This is a genomic window from Pseudomonas sp. NCIMB 10586, assembly GCF_023127895.1.
GTDB classification, from domain to species: Bacteria; Pseudomonadota; Gammaproteobacteria; order Pseudomonadales; family Pseudomonadaceae; genus Aquipseudomonas; species Aquipseudomonas synxantha_A.
This window is the reverse complement of record NZ_SPKQ01000015.1, coordinates 1-23,689: the sequence shown is the minus strand read 5'-3', so window position 1 is coordinate 23,689 and position 23,689 is coordinate 1. Positions and strand designations below refer to the sequence as shown.

The following is a 23,689-nucleotide window of genomic DNA, read 5'->3' as shown; positions in this document are numbered from 1 at the left end:
ATCAACCCCCGCTGCTGCTGGAGGGGCCGATCAACAGGTGATCGCCTTCGTCCAGGCCATCCAACACTTCAACTCGCAGGCGGTCACTGATACCCAGCTGTACTTCTCGCTTCTGGATGGCACCGTTTTTGGTCACGACCCGCGCGATCTGCTTGTCGGTGCCTTGGCTGCCGAGCAGCGCTGCGACCGGGATGGTGAGAGCGTCCTTGACCTGGCTGGCTACGAAAAACACCTGGGTGGTCATTTCGGCCATCAGTGCATTGTCAGTGTTGTCCACATCCAGCAGTACGGTGTACAGCACTACGCGGCCACTACCGGTCTTGCTCGTGCTACTGGGGCTGCCACTGCCCTGGCTGGTTTCATTCAGCGGCTTGGGCGGTATCGGCAGGATCTGGCGCACGGTGCTGCTCCAGCGCCGGTTGCCGCCGGCGAGGGTAGTGAAATAGGCGCTCATGCCCGGTTTGACGTGGCCGATATCGGCTTCGGACACTTCGGCCCATACGGTCATTGGTGACAATTTGGCGATGCGCAGGATCAACGGCGTTTGTTGTTGGGCGTTGAGGGTTTGGCCGACTCGCGCATCTACCGCCACCACGGTGCCGCTCATGGGCGCGTAAATCCGCGTATAGCCCAGTTCGGCCTCGTCACTGCGCAGGCTGGCCTGGGCTTGGCGGATCTGTGCCTGGAACATATCGACACGGGCTTGGGTGGCACTCAGTTCGGCTTTGGCGGTTTGCACATCTTCTTCGCGGGTGGCGTTGCCTGCAACCAAGCGTTGCTGGCGCTGGTATTTCTGGCGTGCGAGTTCGTGCTGGGCTTTCTGTTCCTGCAACTGCGCCTTGAGGTTTTCAATGGAATAGCGGCTGGCGTCGAGCTTGGCCTGTTGCGTGGCGGGATCGATTTCCACCAGCAGATCGCCTTCCTTGACTTGATCACCGGCCTCCACATGGATCTTGCGAATCTGTCCGGACGCCTGGGCACCCACGTCCACATAACGGCGCGGTTGCAGGGTGCCCAGTGACGTAACGCTATTTTCAATGTCGCCGCGGGTTACGGTGACCGTGGGTAGGCTGTCGCGGCCCGACGGCAGCACTTGCCAGGCAGCCACCACAAGGATGGGGAGCAGGCACGCCAGCACAAGCAGGGCGCGTCGGGCAGGTCGAGGGCGTTTCATGTCTTGGTTCCAGCCAGGAGGTGTTGACCGCAGGAGCGGGGAGTTGACAGTTATACGAGAAAAATGCTCGGGAATTTAGGTTGTTACACATGTGGTAACAGCTCGTGCGACGAAAAAAAATGCACCGTTGGTGCAAGACTCCTTTAAAAGTAGATGAGAATTACTATAAATTGCACGCACTCAAACTGCCATCATCGATGGGCTCGCTCCTACACGGGCTGGCATCGTTAGCACCACGGCCATGGGGCCAGGAGTCATGTTGGAAAACTACTATCGCGAGCTGGTGTGTTTCCTGAACGCCAAGCTGGGCAACCGTCAGGTGGCCGAAGATGTGGTGCATGACGCTTATGTTCGGGTGCTGGAGCGTTCCAGCGACATCCCGATCGAACAGCCCCGCGCCTTCCTGTACCGCACGGCCTTGAACCTGGTGATCGACGGCCACCGGCGCAACGCCTTGCGTCAGTCCGAGCCTCTTGAGGTGCTGGACAGCGAAGAACGCTTCGCCCCCTGTTCACCCCACGCCAGTCATGACCACAACCAGCGCCTGGAGATGCTTGAGCGCGCCCTGGCCGAGTTGCCGGCGGCGTGTCGCGACAGTTTCCTGCTGCGCAAGCTCGAGGGCCTGTCCCATGTGCAAATCGCCGAGCGCCTGGGGATTTCCCGCAGCCTGGTGGAAAAACACATCGTCAACGCCATGAAGCATTGCCGGGTGCGTATGCGTGAGTGGGAAGCGCACTGATCGCCAGTTGGTTAAATTTTATTTCACTGTCCTCGTTTCCTATCAACACACGGCCTGTTGTTCAGGCCATGAAGGTATTCCCGCCCCACCGCCAAGGGGCTTATCCAGAGGACACTGGAATGACACAGGCAATTGCTTCGCCCGCGGTTCACGACCTGATCGGTATCGGCTTCGGCCCTTCGAACCTGGCGCTGGCCATCGCCCTGCAGGAGCGTGAAAAGGCCCAGGGCAAGCTGGACGTGCTGTTTCTCGACAAACAGGCCGACTACCGCTGGCACGGCAATACGCTGGTGACCCAAAGTGAGCTGCAGATCTCTTTCCTCAAGGACCTGGTGACCCTGCGCAACCCCACGAGCCCGTACTCCTTCGTCAATTACCTCAAGGCTCACGATCGCCTGGTGGACTTCATCAACCTGGGCACCTTCTACCCCTGCCGTATGGAGTACAACGACTACCTGCGCTGGGTGGCCGGGCAGTTCCAGGCCCAGGCCAACTACGGTGAGGAAGTGCTGGCCATCGAACCGATCCTGCATCAGCAGCAGGTGGAGGCCTTGCGCGTCATTTCCCGCGATGCCCAGGGCGAGCAGCATGTGCGTACCACCCGCTCGGTGGTGGTCAGCGCCGGCGGCACTGCGCGCATCCCCGAAGCGTTCAAGGCGCTCAAGGGTGACAGCCGCGTGTTCCATCACTCCCAGTATCTGGAGCGCATGGCGAGCCAGCCTTGCGTGGATGGCAAGGCCATGCGCATCGCGGTGATCGGCGGCGGCCAGAGCGCGGCCGAAGCCTTTATCGACCTCAATGACAGCTTCCCGTCGGTGCAGGTCGATATGATCCTGCGCGGCTCGGCGCTCAAGCCGGCCGATGACAGCCCGTTCGTCAACGAAGTGTTCTCGCCGGCGTTTACCGACCTGGTGTTCCAGCAAGTGGGGGCCGAACGCGAGCGTTTGGTCGCCGAGTACCAGAACACCAACTATTCGGTGGTGGACCTGGACCTGATCGAGCGCATCTACGGGATTTTCTACCGTCAGAAAGTTTCCGGCATCGCCCGCCAGGCGTTCCGCACCATGACCGTGGTGGAGAAGGCCACGCCCGGGCCGCTGGGTATCGAACTGGTATTGCGCAACAACGCCACGGGCGAAACCAGCGTCAACCACTACGATGCCGTGATCCTCGCCACCGGCTATGAGCGCCAGATGCACCGCGAACTGTTGGCGCCGCTGCAAGCCTACATGGGCGACTTCGAAGTGGCCCGCGACTACCGCATCGTCACCGACGAGCGCTGCAAGGCGGGTATCTACATCCAGGGCTTCAGCCAGGCCAGCCATGGCTTGAGCGATACCTTGCTGTCGGTGCTGCCGATTCGGGCCGATGAGATTGCGGCGTCGTTGTATGAGAACGATCGAAACCGTGACAAGGGCCGTTCGGTGCAGGACCTGCTCCTGGCAACCGCCAGCTGATCTGCCCCTCCTACAGACGGCACTTGTGACAACGTGCGGCTATTGGTACTGTACAAAAAACCAGTATCGGTAGCCCGTCATGCAGTTGATCGAAAAACTCAGCATCCTCGCCGACGCCGCCAAGTACGACGCGTCGTGCGCCAGCAGCGGCGCGCCCAAGCGCAGCTCCGAGGGCAAGGCGGGGTTGGGTTCCACCGACGGCATGGGCATCTGCCACAGCTACACGCCCGATGGCCGTTGCGTGTCGCTGCTCAAGGTGTTGCTTACCAACTTCTGCCTTTACGACTGCCAGTATTGCGTCAACCGCCGTTCCAGCGACGTGCCCCGTGCGCGTTTCAGCCCGGAAGAGGTGGTCACCCTGACCCTGGATTTCTACAAGCGCAATTGCGTCAGCGGGCTGTTTCTCAGCTCCGGCATCATCCGTTCGTCGGACTACACCATGGAGCAATTGGTGCGGGTCGCCAAACTGCTGCGCGAAGAGCATGACTTTCGCGGCTATATCCACCTCAAGACCATTCCCGATGCGGATCCTGCATTGATTGCCGAGGCTGGTCGTTATGCCGATCGCCTGAGCGTGAATATCGAACTGCCCACCGAGGCCAGCCTGCAGACCCTGGCGCCGGAGAAGCAGATTGTGTCGATCAAGCAGGCGATGCAGACCATCTACACCGGCGAGCAGACGGTGTTCAACGAGCCTCGCGCCCCGCGTTTCGCCCCGGCCGGGCAGAGCACGCAGATGATCGTCGGCGCCGACGACACCGATGACAGCACCATCCTCCACGGTGCCGAGGCGTTGTATGGCAATTTCAAGCTGCGCCGCGTGTACTACTCGGCGTTCAGCCCCATCCCCAACAGCCCGAAAAGCGTGCCCCTGGCCGCGCCGCCGTTGATGCGCGAGCACCGCTTGTACCAGGCCGACTTCCTGCTGCGCAGCTACGGTTTCAGCGCCAGGGAGCTGTTTGCCGGCCCCGGCCACCTGGCCCTGGATATCGACCCCAAGCTGGCCTGGGCCCTGGAGCATCGCGAAGTATTCCCCCTGGACCTGAACCGCGCAGAGCCCACCCTGATTGCGCGCATCCCCGGTATTGGCCTGCGCACCACCCAACGCCTGGTGGACCTGCGCCGCGAGCGCAAGATCCGCTTCGAAGACCTGGCGCGCATGCGCTGCGTACTGGCCAAGGCCAAACCGTTCTTCATCACCAGTGACTACCACCCGCAACAGGCCGACAGCACCAGCGTGTTGCTGCGCGAGCAATTGCGCGACCGTCCGCAGCCGCAACAGATGGGGCTGTGGGGATGATCAGTCTGGAATGCGACAACCTGTTCAGCACCTGGCGCGAACAGGCGCGCTGGCTGCTCAGCCATCAGGTCGACCCCAGCCAGGTGAGCTGGGGCGAGGCACAAGCAGCTGACCTGTTCGCTACCGATGAGCCGATCCCGCCAGGGTTGGGGCCGTTCCAGGCACGGATTCCCAAGGCGCTGTTGGAGTTGCTGGAGTCTGCCGCCTGTTATCACGGTGATCAACGCTGGAGCCTGCTGTATGAAGTGCTGTGGCGGGTCAGCCACGGTGATCGCACTGCGATGCTGGCGGGGGACAAGCTGGGCAGCGAGTTGCAGCGACGCATCAAGCAAGTCAGCCGCGAGGCCCATCACCTGCATGCGTTTGTGCGCTTTATTGCCCTGCCGGCTGAGGCGGGGCCCGAACTTCCTGAATACGTGGCCTGGCATGAACCGGCCCACGACATTCTCAAAAGTGCCAGCCAGCACTTTGTCGGGCGCATGGGCCGCCATCGCTGGATGATCGCCACGCCACTGGACGGGGTGTATTACGACGGCGAGCAGTTGATTCATCAGCGCCGCTGCCCCGAGGCGTGGCAGCAACTGGCGCAGAATGTTGACGACCCCCACAGTGCGATGTGGCTGACCTACTACAGTCACATCTTCAACCCGGCGCGGCTGAATCCCAAGGTGATGGAAGGGCACTTGCCCAGCCGCTTCTGGAAGAATTTGCCGGAGGGCAAGTTGATCCCGGGGCTGATCAGCGAGGCGCGTACGGGCAAGCAGAAGGATGGGCAGGCGAAGCTGGTGGGGGCCAAGCCAGGCAAAAGAATTGCAAACCCGGTCAATGTGGGAGCTGGCTTGCCTGCGATAGCGGTCGACCAGTCAGATGTGGGGTGACTGATGCACCGCTATCGCAGGCAAGCCAGCTCCCACATTTGGTTTTCGCAGCCTGGGGGAGTGGGTATCAGGCCAGTTCGGTCGCAGTGTTCTTGACTACTGCCAACTCTGGATGGGCCACCAACTTATCAATGTGCAACTCATCATTGTTCAACCAGATCTCCGTCAGCACCCGGTAATGCTCCATATCCCGGCAGCGCATACGCAGGCTGTAGTCGAACGGCCCGCTGATCAACTGGCATTCGAACACCTGCGGGCAGGCTTTGACGCAGGCTTCGAAGGCCTTTTGCGCCGAGCGCCCGCTCTGGTTGGACAAGGCCACCAGCACCAGCAGCGACAGCCCTGGTGAGACCATCTGCACATCAATGATCGCCCCATACCCACGGATCACCCCGCGTCGCTCCAACTTGCGCACCCGCTCCAGGCATGGCCTGGGGGTCAGGTGCACCAGCGACGAGAGTTTTTCATAGGTGATGCGCCCCTGGTGCCTGAGCACGTCGATGATCGCCTCGTCGATGCGATCCAGCGCAGGGGAGGAGTGGGGTCCGTTGGCCTTGGTATCCATGAGTTCACTTCAAACGGTTGGAAAGAAATTGCTGCAAGCGTTCGCTGTTAGGGTGGTCGAGGATCTCGGCGCTGCCGTGTTCCTCGACTCGGCCCTGATGCAGGAACAGCACTTGGCTGGACACCTGGCGGGCAAAGCCCATTTCGTGGGTGACCATCAGCATGGTACGGCCTTCCTCGGCCAACGTCTGTATGACTTTGAGCACTTCGCCTACAAGTTCCGGGTCGAGGGCTGAGGTCGGTTCGTCGAACAGGATAATCTCCGGCTCCATCGCCAATGCCCGCGCAATCGCCACGCGTTGCTGCTGGCCACCCGAGAGGAACGCCGGGTATTGATCCGCCACGCGGCCTGGCAAGCCGACTTTGTCCAGGTACAGGCGCGCACGTTTTTCCGCCTCGGCGGCGCTCACATTCAGCACCCGGCGCGGGGCCATGGTGATGTTTTCCAGCACCGTCATGTGACTCCACAGGTTGAAGTGCTGGAACACCATGGCCAGGCGCGTGCGCAGGTTTTGCAGTTGTGCCTGGTGCGGCGCGCGGGTGCCGGCGCGGCCTTGCTGCATTTCGATGCTGATGCCGTCCAGGGTGATGACCCCGGCGTCCGGCTGTTCAAGAAAGTTGATGCAACGCAGCATGGTGCTTTTGCCCGAGCCGCTGGCGCCGATCAGGCTGATCACATCGCCTTGACGGGCATTGAGGGACACACCTTTGAGCACTTCGTGTTCGCCGTAGCGTTTGTGAATGCCTTCGACTTGAAGCTTGATGGCGGCAGTTGCAGTTTCGACAACCGGTACATCCACCGGATAAACGGCCAGGGCCTGCGCGGACTGATTCATGGGTTAGCCTCGGGTAGGAACAAGAAAACGCATCCAGCGACGTTCGGCCAGCCGAAACAGGCCCACCAGTGCAAAGGACAGCAGCATGTAGAGCAGGGCGGCGATACCAAACGCCTGAAAGGTCAGGAAGGTTTCGGCATTCGCATCGCGGGCGACCTTGAGGATGTCGGCAACGGTGGCGGTAAACGCCAGTGACGTGGCGTGCAGCATCAGGATCATTTCATTGCTGTAGGCCGGCAATGCGCGGCGCAATGCGGCGGGTACCACCACGAACAGATTCAGCCGCCAGCCGTGCAGGCCATAGGCGCGTGCGGCTTCGATTTCGCCGTGGGGAATATTGCGGATCGCCCCGGCGAAGATCTCCACGGTGTAGGCACAGGTGTTGAGCACAAACGCCAACAAGGTGCAGTTCAGCGCATTGCGGAAAAACTGGTTGAGCAGGGCGTTGTCCTGCACCACCTCCAGGCTGTACAGCCCGGTGTAGCAAATCAGCAACTGGATATACAGCGGCGTGCCGCGGAACAGGTAGGTGTAGACCTCCACCGGCCAGCGCAGCCAAACGTGCTGCGAAACCCGCGCCAGTGCCAGGGGGATCGACAGGCAAAAACCGAGCACCACCGAGATGATGAACAGCCACACGGTCATGGCGACGCCGGACAAGCCGCTGCCATCGCTGAACAGGTAGGCCAGGCCGTATTGCTGGAACAGTTCGATCATCGCGCCATCCCCTTGATGCCCAGGTTATAGCGCCGTTCGAGGCGCTTGAAGATGCGGTTGGAGAGGGTAGTGATCAGCAGGTACACCAGGCCCGCGAGGATCAGGAAGTACAGTGGCTCGCTGGTGGACTTGCCGGCGTTTTGCGCGGCCTTGACCAGGTCTGACAGGCCGATGATCGACACCAGCGCCGTGGACTTGAGCAGCACCAGCCAGTTATTGCCCAGGCCCGGCAGGGCAAAACGCATCAGTTGTGGGAACAGCACCAGGTGGAAGCGCTGCCAGGGGCTCAGGCCATAAGCCGTCGCGGCTTCCAACTGGCCCACCGGTACGCTGAGGATCGCGCCACGGAAGTTCTCGGTGAAATACGCGCCGTAGATAAATCCCAGGGTGACCACCCCGGCGGTGAACGGGTCGATTTCAAAGTACTCCCAGCCGAACACTTCAGTCAGGTCGTTGAGCCACAGTTGCAGGCTATAGAAGATCAGCAGTATCAACACCAGGTCCGGCACGCTGCGGATCAGCGTGGTGTAGAGCGTGGCCGGTACGCGCAGCCATCTGGCGCTGGATAGCTTGGCGCCGGCGGCGACCAGGCCCAGGGTTAGGCTCAGGGCCAGGGCGAGGAAGGCCAGCTTGAGCGTCATCCAGGCACCCTGGGCCAGCATCGGGCCGTAGCCTTGCAGGTTGAGGAGTTCGTTCATGGGAAGATCTCTAAAAGGCACACACACCATCTTTGTGGGGAACCGATTTGTGTGGGAGGGGGGGCTTGCTCCCGATAGCGGTGGTTCAGTCAATATTTTCAATGACTGACCACTGCTATCGGGAGCAAGCCCCCCTCCCACAAAAGCTGCATCCACAGGGAGGTCGATGGCTTAGTTATTCGTTGTAGATATCTTGATCGCCGAAGTATTTCTTCTGGATCTGCGCGTAAGTGCCATCGGCCTGGACGGCGGCGATGCCTTTATTGATCAGCTCACGCAGTGCCTGGTCGTTCTTGCGCAGGCCCATGGCGATGTCCAGCGGCAGGGTCGGGTCCTTGAAGGCCGGGCCGGTCTTGAAGTCGGCGCCTTCGGGCTTGGACAGGAAGTTGAGCTGGGCTTCGAGTTTGTCGGTCAGGGTGGCGTCGAGGCGCCCGTTTTGCAGGTCGGCGTAGTTCTGCTCTTGAGACTGGTACGCCTTGATCTGCGCACCCAGCCTGGCCAGGTGCGCTCGGGCGTAGGCTTCCTGCAGCGAGCCTTGCAGCACGCCGACCTGCTTGTCCTTGAGCGATTCCGGGGTATCGCCGAAGTCGGCGCCTTTGCGCGTGATCACCGAGGTGGGGCTGAGGAACAGGCGATCGGTAAAGTCGATGACTTTTTCGCGAGCCGGGGTCACGGCCATGGAGGACATGATGGCGTCGAACTTGCGCGCACGCAGGGCCGGGATCATGCCGTCGAATTCATTGTGCACCCAGGTGCATTTCACTTCGAGCTTGGCGCAGATGGCGTTGCCCAGTTCAATATCGAAGCCTTGCAGGCTGCCGTCGGCGGCCACGGATTCGAAGGGTGGGTATTCGGGGAACACGCCAAAACGGATTTCTTTCCAGTCCTGGGCGGGGGCGGCGGTGGCGCACAGAGGCAACAGCAACGCAGCGAAGAGTGATCGCAGTGGAGTCATGTGGAGGTCCCTATATTTTGTAATTGATGTCAGGGCAGTGAATAACTGGGAGCAGAGAATGCTTCATGATGGTGCGTTTTTTGTGTCGTTTACCCCCTGCACAAAGCGCAAATTGCGCTGTTAAAACCGACAATGCAGCGCAATCGGCTGTTGCACCCGCCGAATCGGCTTTTAATCCAGCAAAGTCCGGCCCGCCCTCGACGCAAAGCGGCAGGCCAGAGCGGTCTCAGGCGCGCTTTTTGTGCTGTGCGACCGGCTGCCGGGCCAGGCGGGCAAACAGGTCTTTGGGGTCAGCCAGGTCGGGTACCAGTTCCAGCTCGCTGCCCACGTCCAACGCCTTGGCGACGTCCAGTACATAGCGCAGGGCCGAGTAGTCTTCGATGGCAAAACCCACCGAGTCGAACAGAGTGATCTGGCGCGCATTCTCGCGGCCGGGCTTCTGGCCGTTGATCACTTGCCACAACTCGGTCACCGGCGAATCCTCAGGCATGTGCTGGATCTCACCTTCGATGCGGCTTTGCGGTTCGTACTCCACGATCACCCGGGCACGTTCGACGATGCGCCGGTCCAGCTCGGTCTTGCCCGGGCAATCGCCACCCACGGCATTGAGGTGCATACCCGGTTCGATCATCTCGTCGGTGAGGATGGTTGCATAAGCCTTGTCGGCAGTGACGGTGGTGACGATATCCGCGCCTTTGACCGCGTCGGCCACGCTGTCAGCCAGGATCACCTTGATCGCCGGGAACGCCTTGAGGTTGGCGGCGAGTTTGGCGGTGGCCTTGGCGTCGATATCGAACAGGCGAATTTCGTTAATGCCAAGCATGGCGTGGAAGGCCAGGGCCTGGAATTCGCTTTGGCAGCCGTTGCCGATCAACGCCATGCTGCGGCTGTTGTCGCGCGCCAGGTAGCGGGCGACCAGGGCCGAGGTGGCAGCGGTGCGGATGGCGGTAGTCAGGGTCATTTCCGCCAGCAGCACGGGTTTGCCGGTATCCACATCGCCCAAGGCGCCAAAGGCCATCACGGTCAGCATACCGGCCAGGGTGTTTTTCGGGTGGCCGTTGACGTATTTGAACGCATACAGCGAGGCGTCCGAGACGGGCATCAACTCGATCACGCCATCCGGTGAATGGTTGGCCAGGCGTGCGCATTTCTCGAAGTCCTGCCAGCGCAGGTAGTCGGCACGGATGTACTCGGCCATCTCGGTGATGCAGGTTTGCAAACCTTTTTGCGAAACCAGGTAGCTGAGGTCGTTGACGTCGATATAACGGGTCATGGCAAGACTCCTTATTGAAATGAGGGGCGGATCGGCAGATGCACTTCGGCCAACATGCAACGGGCACTGCCGCCGCCGATGCGTTCGATGTTGTCGATATTCACCACCACTGGTCGCGTATGGCGCTCCACCTGCTGGCGCTGCGCCGGTTGCAACGCGCGCCAGGCGCTGGCAGACATCACCAGCAATGGCTGGCCGTCACGGTCGTGGACTTCGAGCATGTTGCCGGCGAAGGCCTCCAACTGGTCGAAGTCGAGGGCGAGGATGTCCTTGCCGGTGTCGCGCAGTGAGCGTTCCAGGACCAGGCGCTCGCGCTCGTCGGGCAGGGCTTGCAGGCACACCACTGCGAGGTCGCGACCGACGCTCATCATCACGTTGCTGTGGTAGATCGGTGCGTGGTGGCGGTCCAGGGCGTGGAACACGCAGAGTTGGTAGTCCAGACGTTCGGCAAACTGGTGCAGCGCCGCGTGATGGGTGCGCCCGGAGTGGCAGGCGTAGCTGATGCGGTGCTGGCGGTCGAGCACCATGCTGCCGGTGCCTTCGAGGAAGATGTCCTGTTGTTCCAGGTGGCTGAGGTCGATGGTGGTGTTGATCGCAAAGCGCTGCTCCAGAACTTGCAGCACGCCCTTGTTGCGCTCCAGTCGTCGGTTCTGGCCTTGCATGGGGTAGAGCACCAGGCTGCCGTCGGCGTGGCTGCTCCACCAATTGTTGGGGAAGATCGAGTCCGGGGTGTGAGGGGCCGGAGTGTCCTGCACCACCAGCACCTCCACGCCGTGGCTGCGCAGGGTGTCGACATAGCCGTCGAATTCTTTCAGCGCTTTGTGCTGTGCACTGAGCGGGTCCGGCGGCGGGCGTTGAAAACGGTTGTTGATCGCGGTATCCGGGTTGAAGGCAAAACGCGCCGGGCGAATCATCAGGACGGTGTTGGTGGTTTGCATGGGGGCACGGGTCCATGGGGGATCTTGTGACGCTATTTTGTGCCATAGGGTGGGAGGATCCCGGCTGAAACAGCGGGGCGGCTCAGCCGGGAAAGCTGAAAAGGTGGATAAGGCAGCTGAATCGGCTGCCGGATTGAAATGTGCTCAGATGTGGGAGCATAGGTATCTACACATCTTTTGGTACGGCGCTGTACCTGTGGCGAGGGAGCTTGCTCCCGTGACGACCTGTTAGTCGCCGAATCTATATCTGATGTGCTTAGGTCCAAATGTGGGAGGAGTGGTGCGACGATTCGATTTGACCCCGAATGCGGCCTGACAGCCGGCCAGAATGTTGGACTTTGATCGAGTACATATCCGTTATTTAGGTAACGGCTGCTATGGGTTCCGCTTTTACAGCGGGTCACTTTCGAAAAGCGTGTACGGACCGGACACATGGTTGACGGGTGTGCGGGGACATGGTGGACACTTTTCGGCGAGCCAACTTCGCCGGAAAGCCATCATGCCTTGGAACACGAGAGATACCATGAGCCTGAAAGAAGAGTTCGTTGCCTTAGCACGGCAGCCCGGCAGTAATAAAAGAGAACTGTGTCGACGCTTCGGCATCAGCCCGCAAACGGCCTATAAATGGCTCAAACGATACGAGATGCAAGGGCAGTCGGGGCTGCAAGAAAAGTCCCGAAAACCAGCTACCAGTCCCAAACTGACCAATGCGGCCCTGGAGGCGGAGGTCGTAGCGCTCAGGCAGGAACATCCGGCCTGGGGCGGACGCACAATCAGCAGCATCTTGAAAAAGCAAATTGCTCCCAGCACAGTAACTAACGTGCTGCACCGACACGACCTGATTCAGCCCGTTCAGAAGGAACAGGAAGCAAAGCTGAGATTTGAACACGATGCGCCTAACGACCTTTGGCAGATGGACTTCAAAGGGCATTTCGCAACTCAAGAAGGTCGATGCCATCCCCTGACCTTGTTGGATGATCACTCGCGATTCAATTTAGCTATTCAGGCGTGTGATAACGAACGCGGGGGCACAGTGAAGGAGAAGATGATTGAGGTATTCCAACGCTTCGGATTGCCCGCTCGTATCAATGTTGATAACGGTCCTCCATGGGGATCGCCGCGCAACCCCGGTGAAATCACAGAGTTAAGTATCTGGTTGATTAGCTTGGGAATCCGGATCAGTTTCAGTCGCCCCTATCACCCTCAAACCAACGGAAAGATCGAGCGCTTTCATCGATCACTCAAGGCAGAGGTGCTTAATGGACGGCAATTTTCCACGATCAAGGAGGCTCAAACCGCATTTGATCAGTGGCGTGAGGTTTATAACCTGCAGCGTCCTCATCAAGCACTGGACTACAAGGTGCCCATGGACCGGTATCGGTCCAGCCCTTGGGCTTACCCGCAGCAGTTATCACCCTTCGAGTACGGGCCGGATGATGTGTCGATCAAGGCGTATCACAGCCGATTTCGTTTTCAGAAACGCTATTTCAGCATCGCCAAGGGCCTGAATGGTCATCACATCGGAATACGACCTAACCCTGAAAAAGACGGTCTCTTTGATGTTTACTTCTGCCATCACTTTCTAAGAACGATCGACCTGAGCAAACCTGACTATGGCCCATAATGTGTCAACCATGTCCCCGCACATGTGTCCACCATGTGTCCGGTCTATACACTCTTTATAGAAAGCACGAAGGCGACCCTAGGGTCGCCTTCAATCGTTTCGCAGAGCAAAACTGCGTCGATTTTTACTTTTTCTTACGGATGTACAGAACCAGATTATGGTCGACCAAATCGAAACCGTGCTCCTCAGCAATCTTATGCTGCAGCGCTTCGATTTCAGGGCTGGTGAACTCGATAACCTCATTGGTATCCAGATCAACCATGTGGTCATGGTGACCACCGTCAGCCAGTTCGAATACTGCATGACCGCCGTCGAAATTATGGCGAACCACCAGCCCTGCGGCTTCAAACTGGGTCAGTACACGGTAAACCGTGGCCAGGCCGACGTCCTCGTTAGACTCCATCAGCGCCTTGTAAACATCCTCGGCACTCATGTGGCGTTGCTCAGCAGAATCGAGCATTTGTAGAATCTTGACTCGTGGCAGAGTCACTTTGAGACCGGCTTTGCGTAGTTCGCTATTTTCAACCATGGTTAGCTTTCTCGCGGATGCTGCTTCGCAGCTTCTCTTAATACGGGTATGATCGGCGTTTACGTTGTCCCAGCCAAGATAGTGGAAGTCGCCCACCGATGCAAAACACCAAGCTCTTGCTAACCAGTTTCACCTTTGTGGGACTGCTCGCACTCGCCGGTTGTTCATTCCCCGGGGTTTACAAAATCGACATCCAGCAGGGCAATGTCGTCACGCAGGACATGATAGACCAGTTACGCCCGGGAATGACCCGACGGCAAGTACGGTTTATCATGGGTAACCCCCTGCTGACCGACACATTCCATGCCGATCGCTGGGATTATCTCTACAGCCTGCAGCCAGGTGGCGGTGAACGCCAACAGGAGCGCGTCAGTGTCATCTTCAATGGCAATGACCAGCTCGTGAGCCTGTCCGGTGACTTCATGCCCGGCGTAAGCCGCGATGAAGCCTTGCTGGGCAAGGACAGCGGCACCAACGTGACCGCGCCTGCGCAGGAAGCCGAAAAGCCGAAATCCGAGGTGCCGGCCAAGCCAGGCTCCTTGCTGGACCAGATCCAGAAAGACGTCGACGGCGTCGAAACTGTACCCGTCCCGACGCCACAGCCTCTGGACACCAGCCCGCAATAATTTTGCGGCGCTCGATAAAAAGCCCGGCATGCCGGGCTTTTTGTTGCCTGCCAATTGGCAAGCTCAGGTGTTCTGTCGCTTGAGCATCGCCGCCTTGGCCGCGCGCAGCCTGCGTATTTCCTTGGGGTCTGCCAGCAATGGCCGATAGATCTCGATCCGATCTCCCGCCTGCACGGCACGCACATCAGCGTCCGCCACCACCTTGCCGAAGATACCCAACGGGCAGTCCGCCAACGCCAACTGCGGAAAATGCTCTGCAATGCCCGACGCCAGCACTGCCGCCCTCAGGCTTGTGCCCACCGGTATCGCCACCTCCAGCAGAACCTGGCGACCCACATCGGCATACACTACTTCAATATCAACCATGCAATTGCTTGGCTCGCTGACAGAAAGCGTCCACCAAAGTATTTGCCGCCTGATTGAACAGTGGCCCCAACGTCGCCCGCACAATGGGGCCGGCGTAATCAAATGAAAGATCCAGACTGATCTTGCAGGCCTTATCTGTCAGCGCCTTGAACACCCACACGCCGTGCAGCTGGGTGAACGGCCCTTCCTGCAAATTCATTTCAATGGATTTGCCCGGCACCAGCACATTGCGCGTAACAAAATGCTGGCTGAGCCCCCCCTTGGCCACACCAACACTGGCGACCATGTGCTCATCACTGCTCTCCAAAACCTCGGCAGTCGAGCACCAAGGCAGGAATTCCGGGTAACGCGCCACGTCGTTGACCAGGTCATAGAGCGCCTGTGCCGGATAGGGCAGCAGGGCCGAACGTTGAATATGCGTCGTCATGTGAGCGTTACTTCCACTGCTTAAGGCAAACGTCGCGAAAGTACAGCCCGATCCGCGAGAGAAAAAAACCAAAGAACTGCCCGTATTGTCCGGGATTCGTCCAACACGCTCAAGCACGCAGGTTGACCGTAGCCGACACGCTCGCAACTCCCTATAATGCCGCCCCTATGGCTAAACAAAAGAAACACCCCACAGGGACCATCGCGCAAAATAAAAAGGCGCGACACGATTACTTCATCGAACATCGGTTCGAGGCTGGTCTGGTCCTGGCCGGCTGGGAAGTAAAAAGTCTGCGTGCCAGCAAACTGCAGCTGGTCGACAGCTATGTGCTGCTCAAGGATGGCGAGGCGTGGCTGCTCGGCAGTCATATCACCCCGCTGACCACCGCGAGCACCCACGTGATTGCCGACCCGGTGCGCACGCGCAAGCTGTTGCTCAATGCCCGCGAACTCGAAAAGCTCGCCGCGGCCGTGCAGCAAAAAGGCTACGCGTGCGTCTGCCTGTCGTGGTACTGGAGCAAGCACCTGGTCAAGTGCGAAATCGCACTGGGCAAGGGCAAGAAGGAATACGACAAGCGCGACACCGAACGCGAGCGCGACTCCAATCGCGAACTGCATCGCGCCGTGCGCAACAAGGGCAAGGAAGACTAACCCTTGTGATGATGTAGCCGCGGGCAACCCCCGTGGCTACATGCCCTTACGTCGCTCCGCCCGCGCTACCCGCTGAACCTCCTGCCGCACTTCCTCCAACACTTCCTGCACGTACAACAGGTGACGTGTTGAAACGTCACGCGCCTGCTCGGCCCGCCCCTCGATAATCGCCAGGTACAAGTCCCGGTGCTGACTGATCAGCATGTCGCGGGTCTCGGTGCGCTGCTGATACATACCGCCAATATTGGTCACCACGTTGCGCTTGAGCAGGTCGAACAACCCGCGAATGGTGTGCAGCAGCACCGCGTTATGACTGGCCTCGGCGATCGCCAAGTGAAACCTCGCATCCGCAGCGCCCTCCTCCACTCGGCTCACCTCGTCGGCTCGCGCATAGCAGTCCTGCAGCGCTTCGAACGCCGCCGTCAGTCGCTCACGGTCGACCTCGGTAGCACGCAATGCCGCGTAATAAGCACACGAAGCCTCCAGAGTCTGGCGAAACTCCAGAAGGTCGCGCTGCGCCTCGGGATTGTTTTCCAGCAGATGCAGCAGCGGATCACTGAAGGTCGAACCCAGGGAATCCACCACATAGTTGCCGCCGCCCTGTCGACTGACCAGCAACCCCTTGGCCGCCAATTTCTGGATCGCCTCACGCAATGAAGGGCGCGACACACCAAATTGTTCAGCCAAAGCGCGTTCGGCCGGCAAGCGCTCGCCCGACTTCAACGTGCCCTCAAGGATCATGCCCTCAAGCTGCTCGACAATATCGTCAGACAAACGGCGCTGACGCACCTGATCAAACCCCATAACTCACTCTCCACCATCCCGACCACTCGCCGGGGCCCCTATTCTGGCCTATCGCCGCGCTGGCAGCACCTATCAGAACACCTTCGATTTACCCGATCAGAACACTCGACAGCCACTCTCAGACCAAAGTTTGACGAGCGGCAAATTGACACCCCCCTGCCAAGGCTCTTAATCTAGCCCACAGCGACTGAAAATTGGTATTACCAATTATCCAAGCTGACCAAACAACAACAATCAGGGGCCACCCCATATGCAAACCTGGCAACAGCTCTACAGCCCTCTCGGCAGCCTCGGCCTGTCCGCACTGGCCGCCGTTATTCCAATCGTGTTCTTCTTCCTGGCCCTGGCCGTATTCCGCCTCAAAGGCCATGTGGCCGGCAGCATCACCCTGGCATTGTCGATCCTGGTCGCCATCTTCGCCTTCCAGATGCCGGTCGACATGGCCCTGGCAGCGGCTGGTTACGGGTTTGCCTATGGCTTGTGGCCGATCGCCTGGATCATCGTGGCGGCGGTATTTCTCTACAAACTGACGGTAAAGAGCGGGCAGTTCGAGATCATCCGCAGCTCCGTCTTGTCGATCACCGATGACCAGCGCCTGCAGGTGCTGCTGATCGGCTTCTGCTTTGGCGCCTTCCTGGAAGGCGCGGCCGGATTCGGCGCACCCGTGGCAATCACCGCCGCGTTGCTGGTGGGCCTGGGCTTCAACCCGCTGTACGCCGCGGGCCTGTGCCTGATTGCCAATACCGCGCCGGTGGCGTTCGGCGCACTGGGCATTCCGATCATCGTCGCAGGCCAGGTCACCGGCATTGATGCGTTCAAGATCGGCGCCATGACCGGCCGCCAACTGCCGCTGCTGTCACTGTTTGTGCCCTTCTGGCTGGTGTTCATGATGGACGGCCTGCGCGGCGTGCGTGAAACCTGGCCGGCGGCATTGGTGGCCGGCTTGAGCTTTGCCGTCACCCAGTACTTCACATCCAACTTCATTGGCCCGGAACTGCCGGACATTACCTCGGCACTCGCCAGCCTGATCTCCCTGACACTGTTCCTGAAAATCTGGCAACCCAAGCGTACCGCAGGCGCGCAGATTGCCGGTGCCACCTCCAGCGTAGCGGTCACCTCCAGCGCCGGCGGCTTTGGTTTGCCACGCAGCACAGTGGTTTCACCCTACAGCCTGGGGCAAATTTTCAAGGCCTGGTCGCCGTTTCTGATCCTGACCGTGCTGGTCACCATCTGGACCCTCAAACCCTTCAAGGCCATGTTCGCGGCCGGTGGTTCGATGTACAGCTGGGTGTTCAACTTCGCGATCCCCCACCTGGACCAACTGGTGATCAAAGTCGCACCCATCGTCACCAACCCCACCGCCATCCCCGCCGTCTTCAAGCTGGACCCGATTTCGGCCACCGGCACCGCGATCTTCTTCTCCGCGCTGATCTCGATGCTGGTGCTGAAAATCGATATCAAGACTGGTCTTACCACTTTAAAAGAGACCTTCTTTGAGCTGCGCTGGCCGATCCTGTCCATCGGCATGGTGCTGGCGTTCGCCTTCGTCACCAACTACTCCGGCATGTCCTCGACCATGGCCCTGGTACTGGCTGGCACCGGCGCCGCCTTCCCGTTCTTCTCGCCATTCCTCGGCTGGCTGGGGGTTTTCCTGACCGGCTCGGACACCTCATCCAACGCCCTATTCAGCTCGCTGCAAGCCACCACCGCCCACCAGATTGGTGTTAACGACACCCTGCTGGTAGCGGCGAACACCAGCGGCGGCGTGACCGGCAAAATGATCTCGCCGCAATCGATCGCCGTGGCCTGCGCAGCCACGGGCCTGGTGGGCAAGGAGTCCGATCTGTTCCGCTTTACCCTCAAGCACAGCCTGTTCTTTGCCACCATCGTCGGGCTGATCACCCTGGCGCAGGCGTACTGGTTCACCGGTATGCTGGTGCACTGAGACCTGCACGTAATAGGGTAAGAATCGACGCCGGACAACGATGCCGGCGTCTGCTATTTCTGGAGGACCGATGAGCCTGCCTGCTGCTTTTCTCAGCGACGTCGCACAACTGATCCCGCAAGATCGCCGCTTCGACGATCCACTTTCCACCCTCGCCTTCGGCACCGACGCCAGCTTCTACAGACTGATCCCACAGCTGGTGATCCGCGTGGAGTCAGAAGACGAAGTCGTCGCACTGCTGCAACTGGCCCAGCGCGATCACGTGCCGGTGACCTTCCGGGCCGCGGGCACCAGCCTGTCCGGCCAGGCGATCAGCGACTCGGTGCTGATTGTGCTCGGTGACAATTGGAACCACCGCGAAATTCGTGGGCAAGGCACACAGATCCGCCTGCAACCCGGCGTCATCGGCGCCCAGGCCAACGCCTGGCTCGCGCCGTTCGGGCGCAAGATCGGCCCGGACCCGGCGTCGATCAACGCCTGCAAAATTGGCGGCATCGTTGCCAACAATGCCAGCGGCATGTGCTGCGGTACGGCACAAAACACCTATCACACCCTGGCGGGCATTCGTTTGGTACTGGCCGATGGCAGCCGCCTGGACACCGAAGATGCCGCCAGCGTGCAAGCCTTCCGCCAAACCCACATTGCACTGCTTGAGCGCCTGGCCACGTTGGGCCGCGAGACACGCGCAAACGCTGAACTGGCTGCGAAGATTCGCCACAAATACCGTTTGAAAAACACCACCGGCCTGTCACTCAACGCCTTGGTGGATTTCGACGACCCGCTGGATATCCTCAGCCACCTGCTGGTCGGCTCCGAGGGCACCCTGGGGTTTATCAGTGCGGTCACCTACGACACGGTGATCGATCACCCGAACAAAGCCTCGGCGCTGATCGTGTTCCCGGATGTCGAGACATGCTGCAACGCAGTAACGGTGCTGAAAACCCAGCCGGTTTCCGCCGTTGAACTGCTGGACCGACGCAGTATGCGCTCGGTGCAAGACAAACCGGGTATGCCCGCATTCGTACAACACTTATCGGAAAATGCCTGCGCACTGCTGATCGAATCCCGCGCGGCCTCGCCGTCATTACTGCACCAACAACTAACGCTGATCATGGCCTCTCTGGCGGCGTTCCCCGTGGAGAAACAGGTCGACTTTACCGAAGACCCCGTGGAAAACGCCCGCCTGTGGGCAATCCGCAAAGACACCTTCCCCGCCGTAGGCGCCGTACGCAAAACCGGCACCACCGTGATCATCGAAGACGTCACCTTCCCCGTCGAACAACTGGCGATCGGCGTAAACCGCCTGATCGAACTGTTCGACAAACATCACTACGACGAAGCCATCCTTTTCGGACACGCCCTGGAAGGCAATCTGCACTTTGTATTCACCCAAGGCTTCAACAGCAGCGAAGAAGTCGCACGCTATCAAGCGTTCATGGACGACGTCGCACAACTGGTGGCGGTGGAGTTCGGTGGCTCGCTGAAGGCTGAACACGGCACCGGTCGCAATATGGCGCCGTTCGTTGAACTGGAATGGGGCAGCGACGCCTATCAATTGATGTGGCAACTCAAGCGCCTGCTCGACCCCAACGGCATCCTCAACCCGGATGTGGTGCTCAGCGAAGACCCACAAATCCACCTCAAACACCTCAAGCCCCTGCCCGCCGCCGATGAGCTTGTAGACAAGTGCATCGAGTGTGGCTTCTGCGAACCCGTGTGCCCCTCAAAAGGCCTGACTCTGAGCCCGCGCCAGCGCATTGTGATCTGGCGCGACATCCAGGCCAAACGCCGCGCAGGCGTAGACACCACCGAACTGGAAGCGGCCTACCACTATCAAGGCATCGACACCTGCGCCGCCACCGGGCTATGCGCCCAACGCTGCCCTGTAGGCATCAATACCGGCGACTTGGTGAAAAAGCTGCGCAGCCAAGAGGCCGACCGTACGAAAACCGCCGAATGGCTCGCCAGTCATTTCGCCACCGCACTTCAAGGTGCGCGCGTCACCCTGCACGTCGCCAATGGTGCACGCATGTTATTGGGTGCCCCGCGCCTGACAAAGTGGTCGGCCACCGTGACCAGACTGTCCAAAGGGCAAATCCCGCAGTGGACCAATGCCATGCCACAACCGGAAAAAGCCATTCGCTTCAGCCCGCCAGTTACAGATGAGCGCCCGCGGGTGGTCTACCTGGCCGCCTGCGTCTCACGCGCCATGGGCCCGGCAGCCGGTGATAAAGAACAGATGTCGCTGTATGACAAAACCCGCAACCTCCTGGAAAAAGCCGGTTACCAGGTCGTATTCCCCGACAATCAAGACAACCTGTGCTGCGGCCAGCCCTTCGCCTCCAAAGGCTATGCCGAGCAGGCCGAACACAAGCGCCAGGAATTGATCGGCGCCCTGCTCCACGCCAGCCGAGGCGGCCTCGACCCGATCTATTGCGACACCAGCCCCTGCACCCTGCGCCTGGTACAAGACCTCGGCGAAACCCGCCTGGACCTCTACGACCCGGTACGCTTTATCCGCACCCACCTGCTGGACCGCCTCGACTTCACGCCGCAGGAAGCCCCCATCGCCGTACACGTCACGTGCAGCACCCAGCACCTGGGCGAAAGCCAGGCCCTGATCGAACTGGCCCGGCGCTGTGCAAAAACCGTCGTCATCCCCGAAGGCATTCACTGCTGTGGCTTTGCCGGCGACAAAGGCTTCACCACCCCGCAACTCAACGCCCACGCCCTGCGCTCACTCAAGGATGCCGTGCAACATTGCAGCGAAGGCATCTCCACCAGCCGCACCTGCGAGATCGGCCTGAGCCAGCATGGCGGCATCGACTACCACGGCCTGGTCTACCTGGTAGACCGCGTCACCCGCGCCCGCGCCCACTGACCCCGCAAAAAAACCGAACCCTGGCGCACCAGCGCAGTCATCTGCATAGGCCTCGACAAACGAGGCCCATCAGTGATGTCGCTGGCAGCGGTTGCACGCCAGCAGCGTCGAGCCCTTTTGCGCAAGGAGACACCCTATGAAGCGTTCCGCTCTTGCTGGCTTGTTCATGACCGCTGCGATGCTCGCCTCCCCCGCCTTCGCTGCCGGTGACAAAGACCTGTGCCAGATCAACCTGGACAAAATCAACAACGGCAAAGCCCTGCTGGCCACCGACACCAGCGGCAAAAGTGGCGAAATAGACACCGCCGTCTCCCAGGCCAAGGCCGCCCACGCCGCCGGTGATGAGAAGAAGTGCATCGAAATCACCTCCAAGGCCCTGCAAGACCTGCAGAACAGCGAGAAAGGCGGCCAGTAAGCGAGAGGGCCAACCTTCGGGTTGGCCTTCGCCAAGCTTTTGGCGTACACTGCACAGGCTTGTCACTCACTAAGAAACAACGAGTTACAAGCACGGGGCCGTTTAGGATTCGACGCCGGTCGCGAAACTTTAGGTGCATGCCGAGTTGGTAACAGAACTCGTAAATCCACTGTTGCAACTTCTTATAGTTGCCAATGACGAAAACTACGGCCAGGAATTCGCTCTCGCTGCGTAAGCAGCCTTAGCCCTGAGCTTCTGGTACCTTCGGGTCCAGCAATCACCAGGGGATGTCTGTAAACCCAAAGTGATTGTCATATAGAACAGAATCGCCGTGCAGTACGTTGTGGACGAAGCGGCTAAAACTTACACAACTCGCCCAAAGCACCCTGCCCTTCGGGTCGCTGAGGGTTAACTTAATAGAAACGGCTACGCATGTAGTACCGACAGCGGAGTACTGGCGGACGGGGGTTCAAATCCCCCCGGCTCCACCATTTAGTCTTCCCAGGAAGACCCAGAAAAGCCGTAAAGACTAGAGAAATCAAAGCTTTACGGCTTTTTTCTTGCCCGCGTTTTCCCACCTAATCCCAGGGCATCCCACGGTTGACGGGGGCATATATGGGGGCATAAAACGCTCATCAGCTCGCTCGGAGAGGATGTGCCCCCAATGCCCCTAAAAGACACCAACTGCCGCAACGCCAAGCCCCAGGACAAGCCGTACCGCCTGTATGACGAACAAGGTTTGTACCTGGAAGTGCAGCCCAACGGAGGCCGTTACTGGCGGTTGAAGTATCGCTTTCTGGGCAAGGAAAAACGCCTGGCTCTTGGCGTTTACCCAGAGGTAGGCCTGCAGGAGGCGCGGCGAAAACGCGATGATGCTCGTGTCCAGCTCGCCAGCGGCCAAGACCCTTCACTGCAAAGACGCATGGCTAAGGTGGTCAGCCAGCTTGATCACCAGCACACCTTTGAGTCGGTTGCCACGCAATGGCTGAGTATTCGCGAGTCCTCCTGGGACCCGGAGTACAACCGCACGGTGCGGCAGCGTCTTGAGCTCAATGCCTACCCCTGGCTGGGAAAACTCCCGATCAGCAGCATCAGCACGCCCATGCTGGTCGAAAACCTGCAGCGCATCATCAAACGCGGTGCTCGCGAGACGGCACGTCGTGTAGCTCAAATCTACAAACAGATTTTCGAGTTCGCCGAAGCTGCCGGTATCACCCCGCCCAATCAGATAGGGAATCTCTCACGGACGCTCCCAGCCAAGCGGGTGAAACACTTTGCTGCCGTGACCGATCCTGAAAAACTCGGTGCACTGCTCAAAGCACTGGATAGCTACACCGGCACACTGCCAGTTTGTTGTGCACTCAAACTGGCCCCGTTGCTGTTCTGCCGGCCCGGTGACCTGCGCCACATGGAGTGGTCGGAGGTCAATCTGGATGCAGGCGAGTGGTTGATTCCCGGCCACAAGATGAAAGGGCTCACTGCCACCAAACTGGATCGGCCGGATCATTTGGTTCCTCTCAGCCAACAAGCAGTCGCGGTTCTGCGCGAGCTGAAACCACTCACAAGCAGACATCGGTACGCCTTCCCCTCCGCACGAGGAGGCGACCGGCCGATGTCCAACAATGCAGTACTCAGTGCGTTACGCCGCATGGACATCAGCGGCGACGAAATGACAGGGCACGGCTTTCGTGCAACAGCGAGAACCATAGGTGCGGAGGTGTTGGGGTTTCGCCCCGACCTCCTGGAGCATCAGCTTGCTCACACGGTAAAAAATCCGCTGGGACGTGCGTACGATCGAACCACCTTCTTGCCGGAGCGCCGCGAAATGATGCAGACATGGGCTGAATCGCCCCGGGTTTCGTAGACACCTCTTTGCCTTAAACTGAGGCCAAT

23 protein-coding genes and 1 other RNA gene are annotated in these 23,689 nt (G+C 59.7%); 12 read left to right on the top strand and 12 right to left on the bottom strand.

The window, feature by feature from the left end:
- Window position 1: 1 nt before the first annotated feature.
- Complete coding sequence (locus E4P01_RS07220; RefSeq protein WP_216091198.1) at window positions 2–1,174, bottom strand: efflux RND transporter periplasmic adaptor subunit; 1,173 nt, start codon at window positions 1,172–1,174, stop codon at window positions 2–4.
- Window positions 1,175–1,430: 256 nt separating this feature from the next.
- Here E4P01_RS07220 and E4P01_RS07215 point away from each other — a divergent pair, with 256 nt between their 5' ends.
- The 4 genes from E4P01_RS07215 (at window position 1,431) to E4P01_RS07200 (ending at window position 5,548) form a co-directional block, all read left to right on the top strand.
- A complete protein-coding gene (locus E4P01_RS07215) occupies window positions 1,431–1,913 on the top strand; it encodes a sigma-70 family RNA polymerase sigma factor (RefSeq protein ID WP_005787538.1) in 483 nt (160 codons plus the stop codon).
- A 119-nt stretch (window positions 1,914–2,032) separates the two neighbouring features.
- Window positions 2,033–3,370, top strand: coding sequence for a SidA/IucD/PvdA family monooxygenase (locus tag E4P01_RS07210; RefSeq protein ID WP_032876406.1), 1,338 nt, complete (start codon window positions 2,033–2,035; stop codon window positions 3,368–3,370).
- A 79-nt stretch (window positions 3,371–3,449) separates the two neighbouring features.
- Window positions 3,450–4,670, top strand: coding sequence for a putative DNA modification/repair radical SAM protein (locus tag E4P01_RS07205; protein WP_005787541.1), 1,221 nt, complete (start codon window positions 3,450–3,452; stop codon window positions 4,668–4,670).
- A complete protein-coding gene (locus tag E4P01_RS07200; protein ID WP_216091199.1) occupies window positions 4,667–5,548 on the top strand; it encodes a TIGR03915 family putative DNA repair protein in 882 nt (293 codons plus the stop codon). The genes E4P01_RS07205 and E4P01_RS07200 overlap by 4 nt, the downstream gene beginning before the upstream one ends.
- A 67-nt stretch (window positions 5,549–5,615) precedes the next feature.
- Here E4P01_RS07200 and E4P01_RS07195 read toward each other — a convergent pair whose 3' ends face one another.
- The 7 genes from E4P01_RS07195 to E4P01_RS07165 form a co-directional block, all read right to left on the bottom strand.
- Complete coding sequence (locus E4P01_RS07195) at window positions 5,616–6,113, bottom strand: Lrp/AsnC family transcriptional regulator (RefSeq protein WP_005787545.1); 498 nt, start codon at window positions 6,111–6,113, stop codon at window positions 5,616–5,618.
- 4 nt (window positions 6,114–6,117) lie between these two features.
- Entirely contained in the window at window positions 6,118–6,948 is an 831-nt protein-coding gene (locus E4P01_RS07190; RefSeq protein ID WP_248129959.1) for an ATP-binding cassette domain-containing protein, read from the bottom strand.
- A 3-nt stretch (window positions 6,949–6,951) separates the two neighbouring features.
- Window positions 6,952–7,665 (bottom strand): ABC transporter permease, encoded by a 714-nt coding sequence (locus tag E4P01_RS07185; protein ID WP_078821072.1) that lies wholly within the window; start codon window positions 7,663–7,665, stop codon window positions 6,952–6,954.
- Complete coding sequence (locus tag E4P01_RS07180; protein WP_216091200.1) at window positions 7,662–8,363, bottom strand: ABC transporter permease; 702 nt, start codon at window positions 8,361–8,363, stop codon at window positions 7,662–7,664. The genes E4P01_RS07185 and E4P01_RS07180 overlap by 4 nt, the downstream gene beginning before the upstream one ends.
- A gap of 175 nt (window positions 8,364–8,538) precedes the next feature.
- Window positions 8,539–9,318, bottom strand: a complete 780-nt coding sequence (locus E4P01_RS07175; RefSeq protein ID WP_216091201.1) for an ABC transporter substrate-binding protein — start codon at window positions 9,316–9,318, stop codon at window positions 8,539–8,541.
- 226 nt (window positions 9,319–9,544) lie between these two features.
- Window positions 9,545–10,591, bottom strand: coding sequence for an ornithine cyclodeaminase (locus E4P01_RS07170; RefSeq protein ID WP_078821073.1), 1,047 nt, complete (start codon window positions 10,589–10,591; stop codon window positions 9,545–9,547).
- 11 nt (window positions 10,592–10,602) lie between these two features.
- Window positions 10,603–11,529, bottom strand: a complete 927-nt coding sequence (locus tag E4P01_RS07165; protein WP_216091202.1) for an arginine deiminase-related protein — start codon at window positions 11,527–11,529, stop codon at window positions 10,603–10,605.
- Between the two features lie 499 nt (window positions 11,530–12,028).
- Here E4P01_RS07165 and E4P01_RS07160 point away from each other — a divergent pair, with 499 nt between their 5' ends.
- Complete coding sequence (locus tag E4P01_RS07160) at window positions 12,029–13,153, top strand: IS481 family transposase (protein WP_216091764.1); 1,125 nt, start codon at window positions 12,029–12,031, stop codon at window positions 13,151–13,153.
- Window positions 13,154–13,277: 124 nt separating this feature from the next.
- Here the strand turns inward: E4P01_RS07160 and fur are convergent, their stop codons facing one another.
- Window positions 13,278–13,682, bottom strand: a complete 405-nt coding sequence (fur, locus tag E4P01_RS07155; protein WP_003194220.1) for a ferric iron uptake transcriptional regulator — start codon at window positions 13,680–13,682, stop codon at window positions 13,278–13,280.
- A gap of 98 nt (window positions 13,683–13,780) precedes the next feature.
- Between fur and E4P01_RS07150 the strand changes: the two genes are divergently transcribed.
- Window positions 13,781–14,308 (top strand): outer membrane protein assembly factor BamE, encoded by a 528-nt coding sequence (locus tag E4P01_RS07150; protein WP_005791510.1) that lies wholly within the window; start codon window positions 13,781–13,783, stop codon window positions 14,306–14,308.
- A gap of 63 nt (window positions 14,309–14,371) precedes the next feature.
- Here E4P01_RS07150 and E4P01_RS07145 read toward each other — a convergent pair whose 3' ends face one another.
- Window positions 14,372–14,674 (bottom strand): RnfH family protein, encoded by a 303-nt coding sequence (locus E4P01_RS07145; protein WP_216092109.1) that lies wholly within the window; start codon window positions 14,672–14,674, stop codon window positions 14,372–14,374.
- Entirely contained in the window at window positions 14,667–15,101 is a 435-nt protein-coding gene (locus E4P01_RS07140; RefSeq protein WP_005791512.1) for a type II toxin-antitoxin system RatA family toxin, read from the bottom strand. Before E4P01_RS07140 ends, E4P01_RS07145 begins: the two co-directional genes overlap by 8 nt.
- A 167-nt stretch (window positions 15,102–15,268) precedes the next feature.
- On the opposite strand from E4P01_RS07140, the gene smpB reads away from it, so the two are divergent.
- Window positions 15,269–15,751 carry an SsrA-binding protein SmpB gene (gene smpB, locus E4P01_RS07135; RefSeq protein WP_005791513.1) on the top strand — a complete coding sequence of 161 codons (483 nt, stop codon included), beginning with the start codon at window positions 15,269–15,271 and terminating at the stop codon, window positions 15,749–15,751.
- Window positions 15,752–15,787: 36 nt separating this feature from the next.
- Here smpB and E4P01_RS07130 read toward each other — a convergent pair whose 3' ends face one another.
- A complete protein-coding gene (locus E4P01_RS07130) occupies window positions 15,788–16,555 on the bottom strand; it encodes a GntR family transcriptional regulator (protein WP_005791515.1) in 768 nt (255 codons plus the stop codon).
- A 250-nt stretch (window positions 16,556–16,805) separates the two neighbouring features.
- Between E4P01_RS07130 and E4P01_RS07125 the strand changes: the two genes are divergently transcribed.
- The 5 genes from E4P01_RS07125 (at window position 16,806) to E4P01_RS07105 (ending at window position 23,660) form a co-directional block, all read left to right on the top strand.
- Window positions 16,806–18,500 (top strand): lactate permease LctP family transporter, encoded by a 1,695-nt coding sequence (locus E4P01_RS07125; protein ID WP_216092110.1) that lies wholly within the window; start codon window positions 16,806–16,808, stop codon window positions 18,498–18,500.
- A 70-nt stretch (window positions 18,501–18,570) separates the two neighbouring features.
- The gene (locus E4P01_RS07120; RefSeq protein WP_216092111.1) at window positions 18,571–21,381 is read left to right on the top strand and encodes an FAD-binding and (Fe-S)-binding domain-containing protein; all 2,811 of its coding nucleotides are present in this window, start codon (window positions 18,571–18,573) and stop codon (window positions 21,379–21,381) included.
- A 136-nt stretch (window positions 21,382–21,517) separates the two neighbouring features.
- Window positions 21,518–21,796, top strand: a complete 279-nt coding sequence (locus E4P01_RS07115) for a hypothetical protein (protein WP_020301768.1) — start codon at window positions 21,518–21,520, stop codon at window positions 21,794–21,796.
- Window positions 21,797–21,890: 94 nt separating this feature from the next.
- Window positions 21,891–22,287: a transfer-messenger RNA gene (ssrA, locus tag E4P01_RS07110) on the top strand.
- A 173-nt stretch (window positions 22,288–22,460) separates the two neighbouring features.
- Complete coding sequence (locus tag E4P01_RS07105; RefSeq protein ID WP_216092112.1) at window positions 22,461–23,660, top strand: integrase arm-type DNA-binding domain-containing protein; 1,200 nt, start codon at window positions 22,461–22,463, stop codon at window positions 23,658–23,660.
- Window positions 23,661–23,689 lie beyond the last annotated feature (29 nt).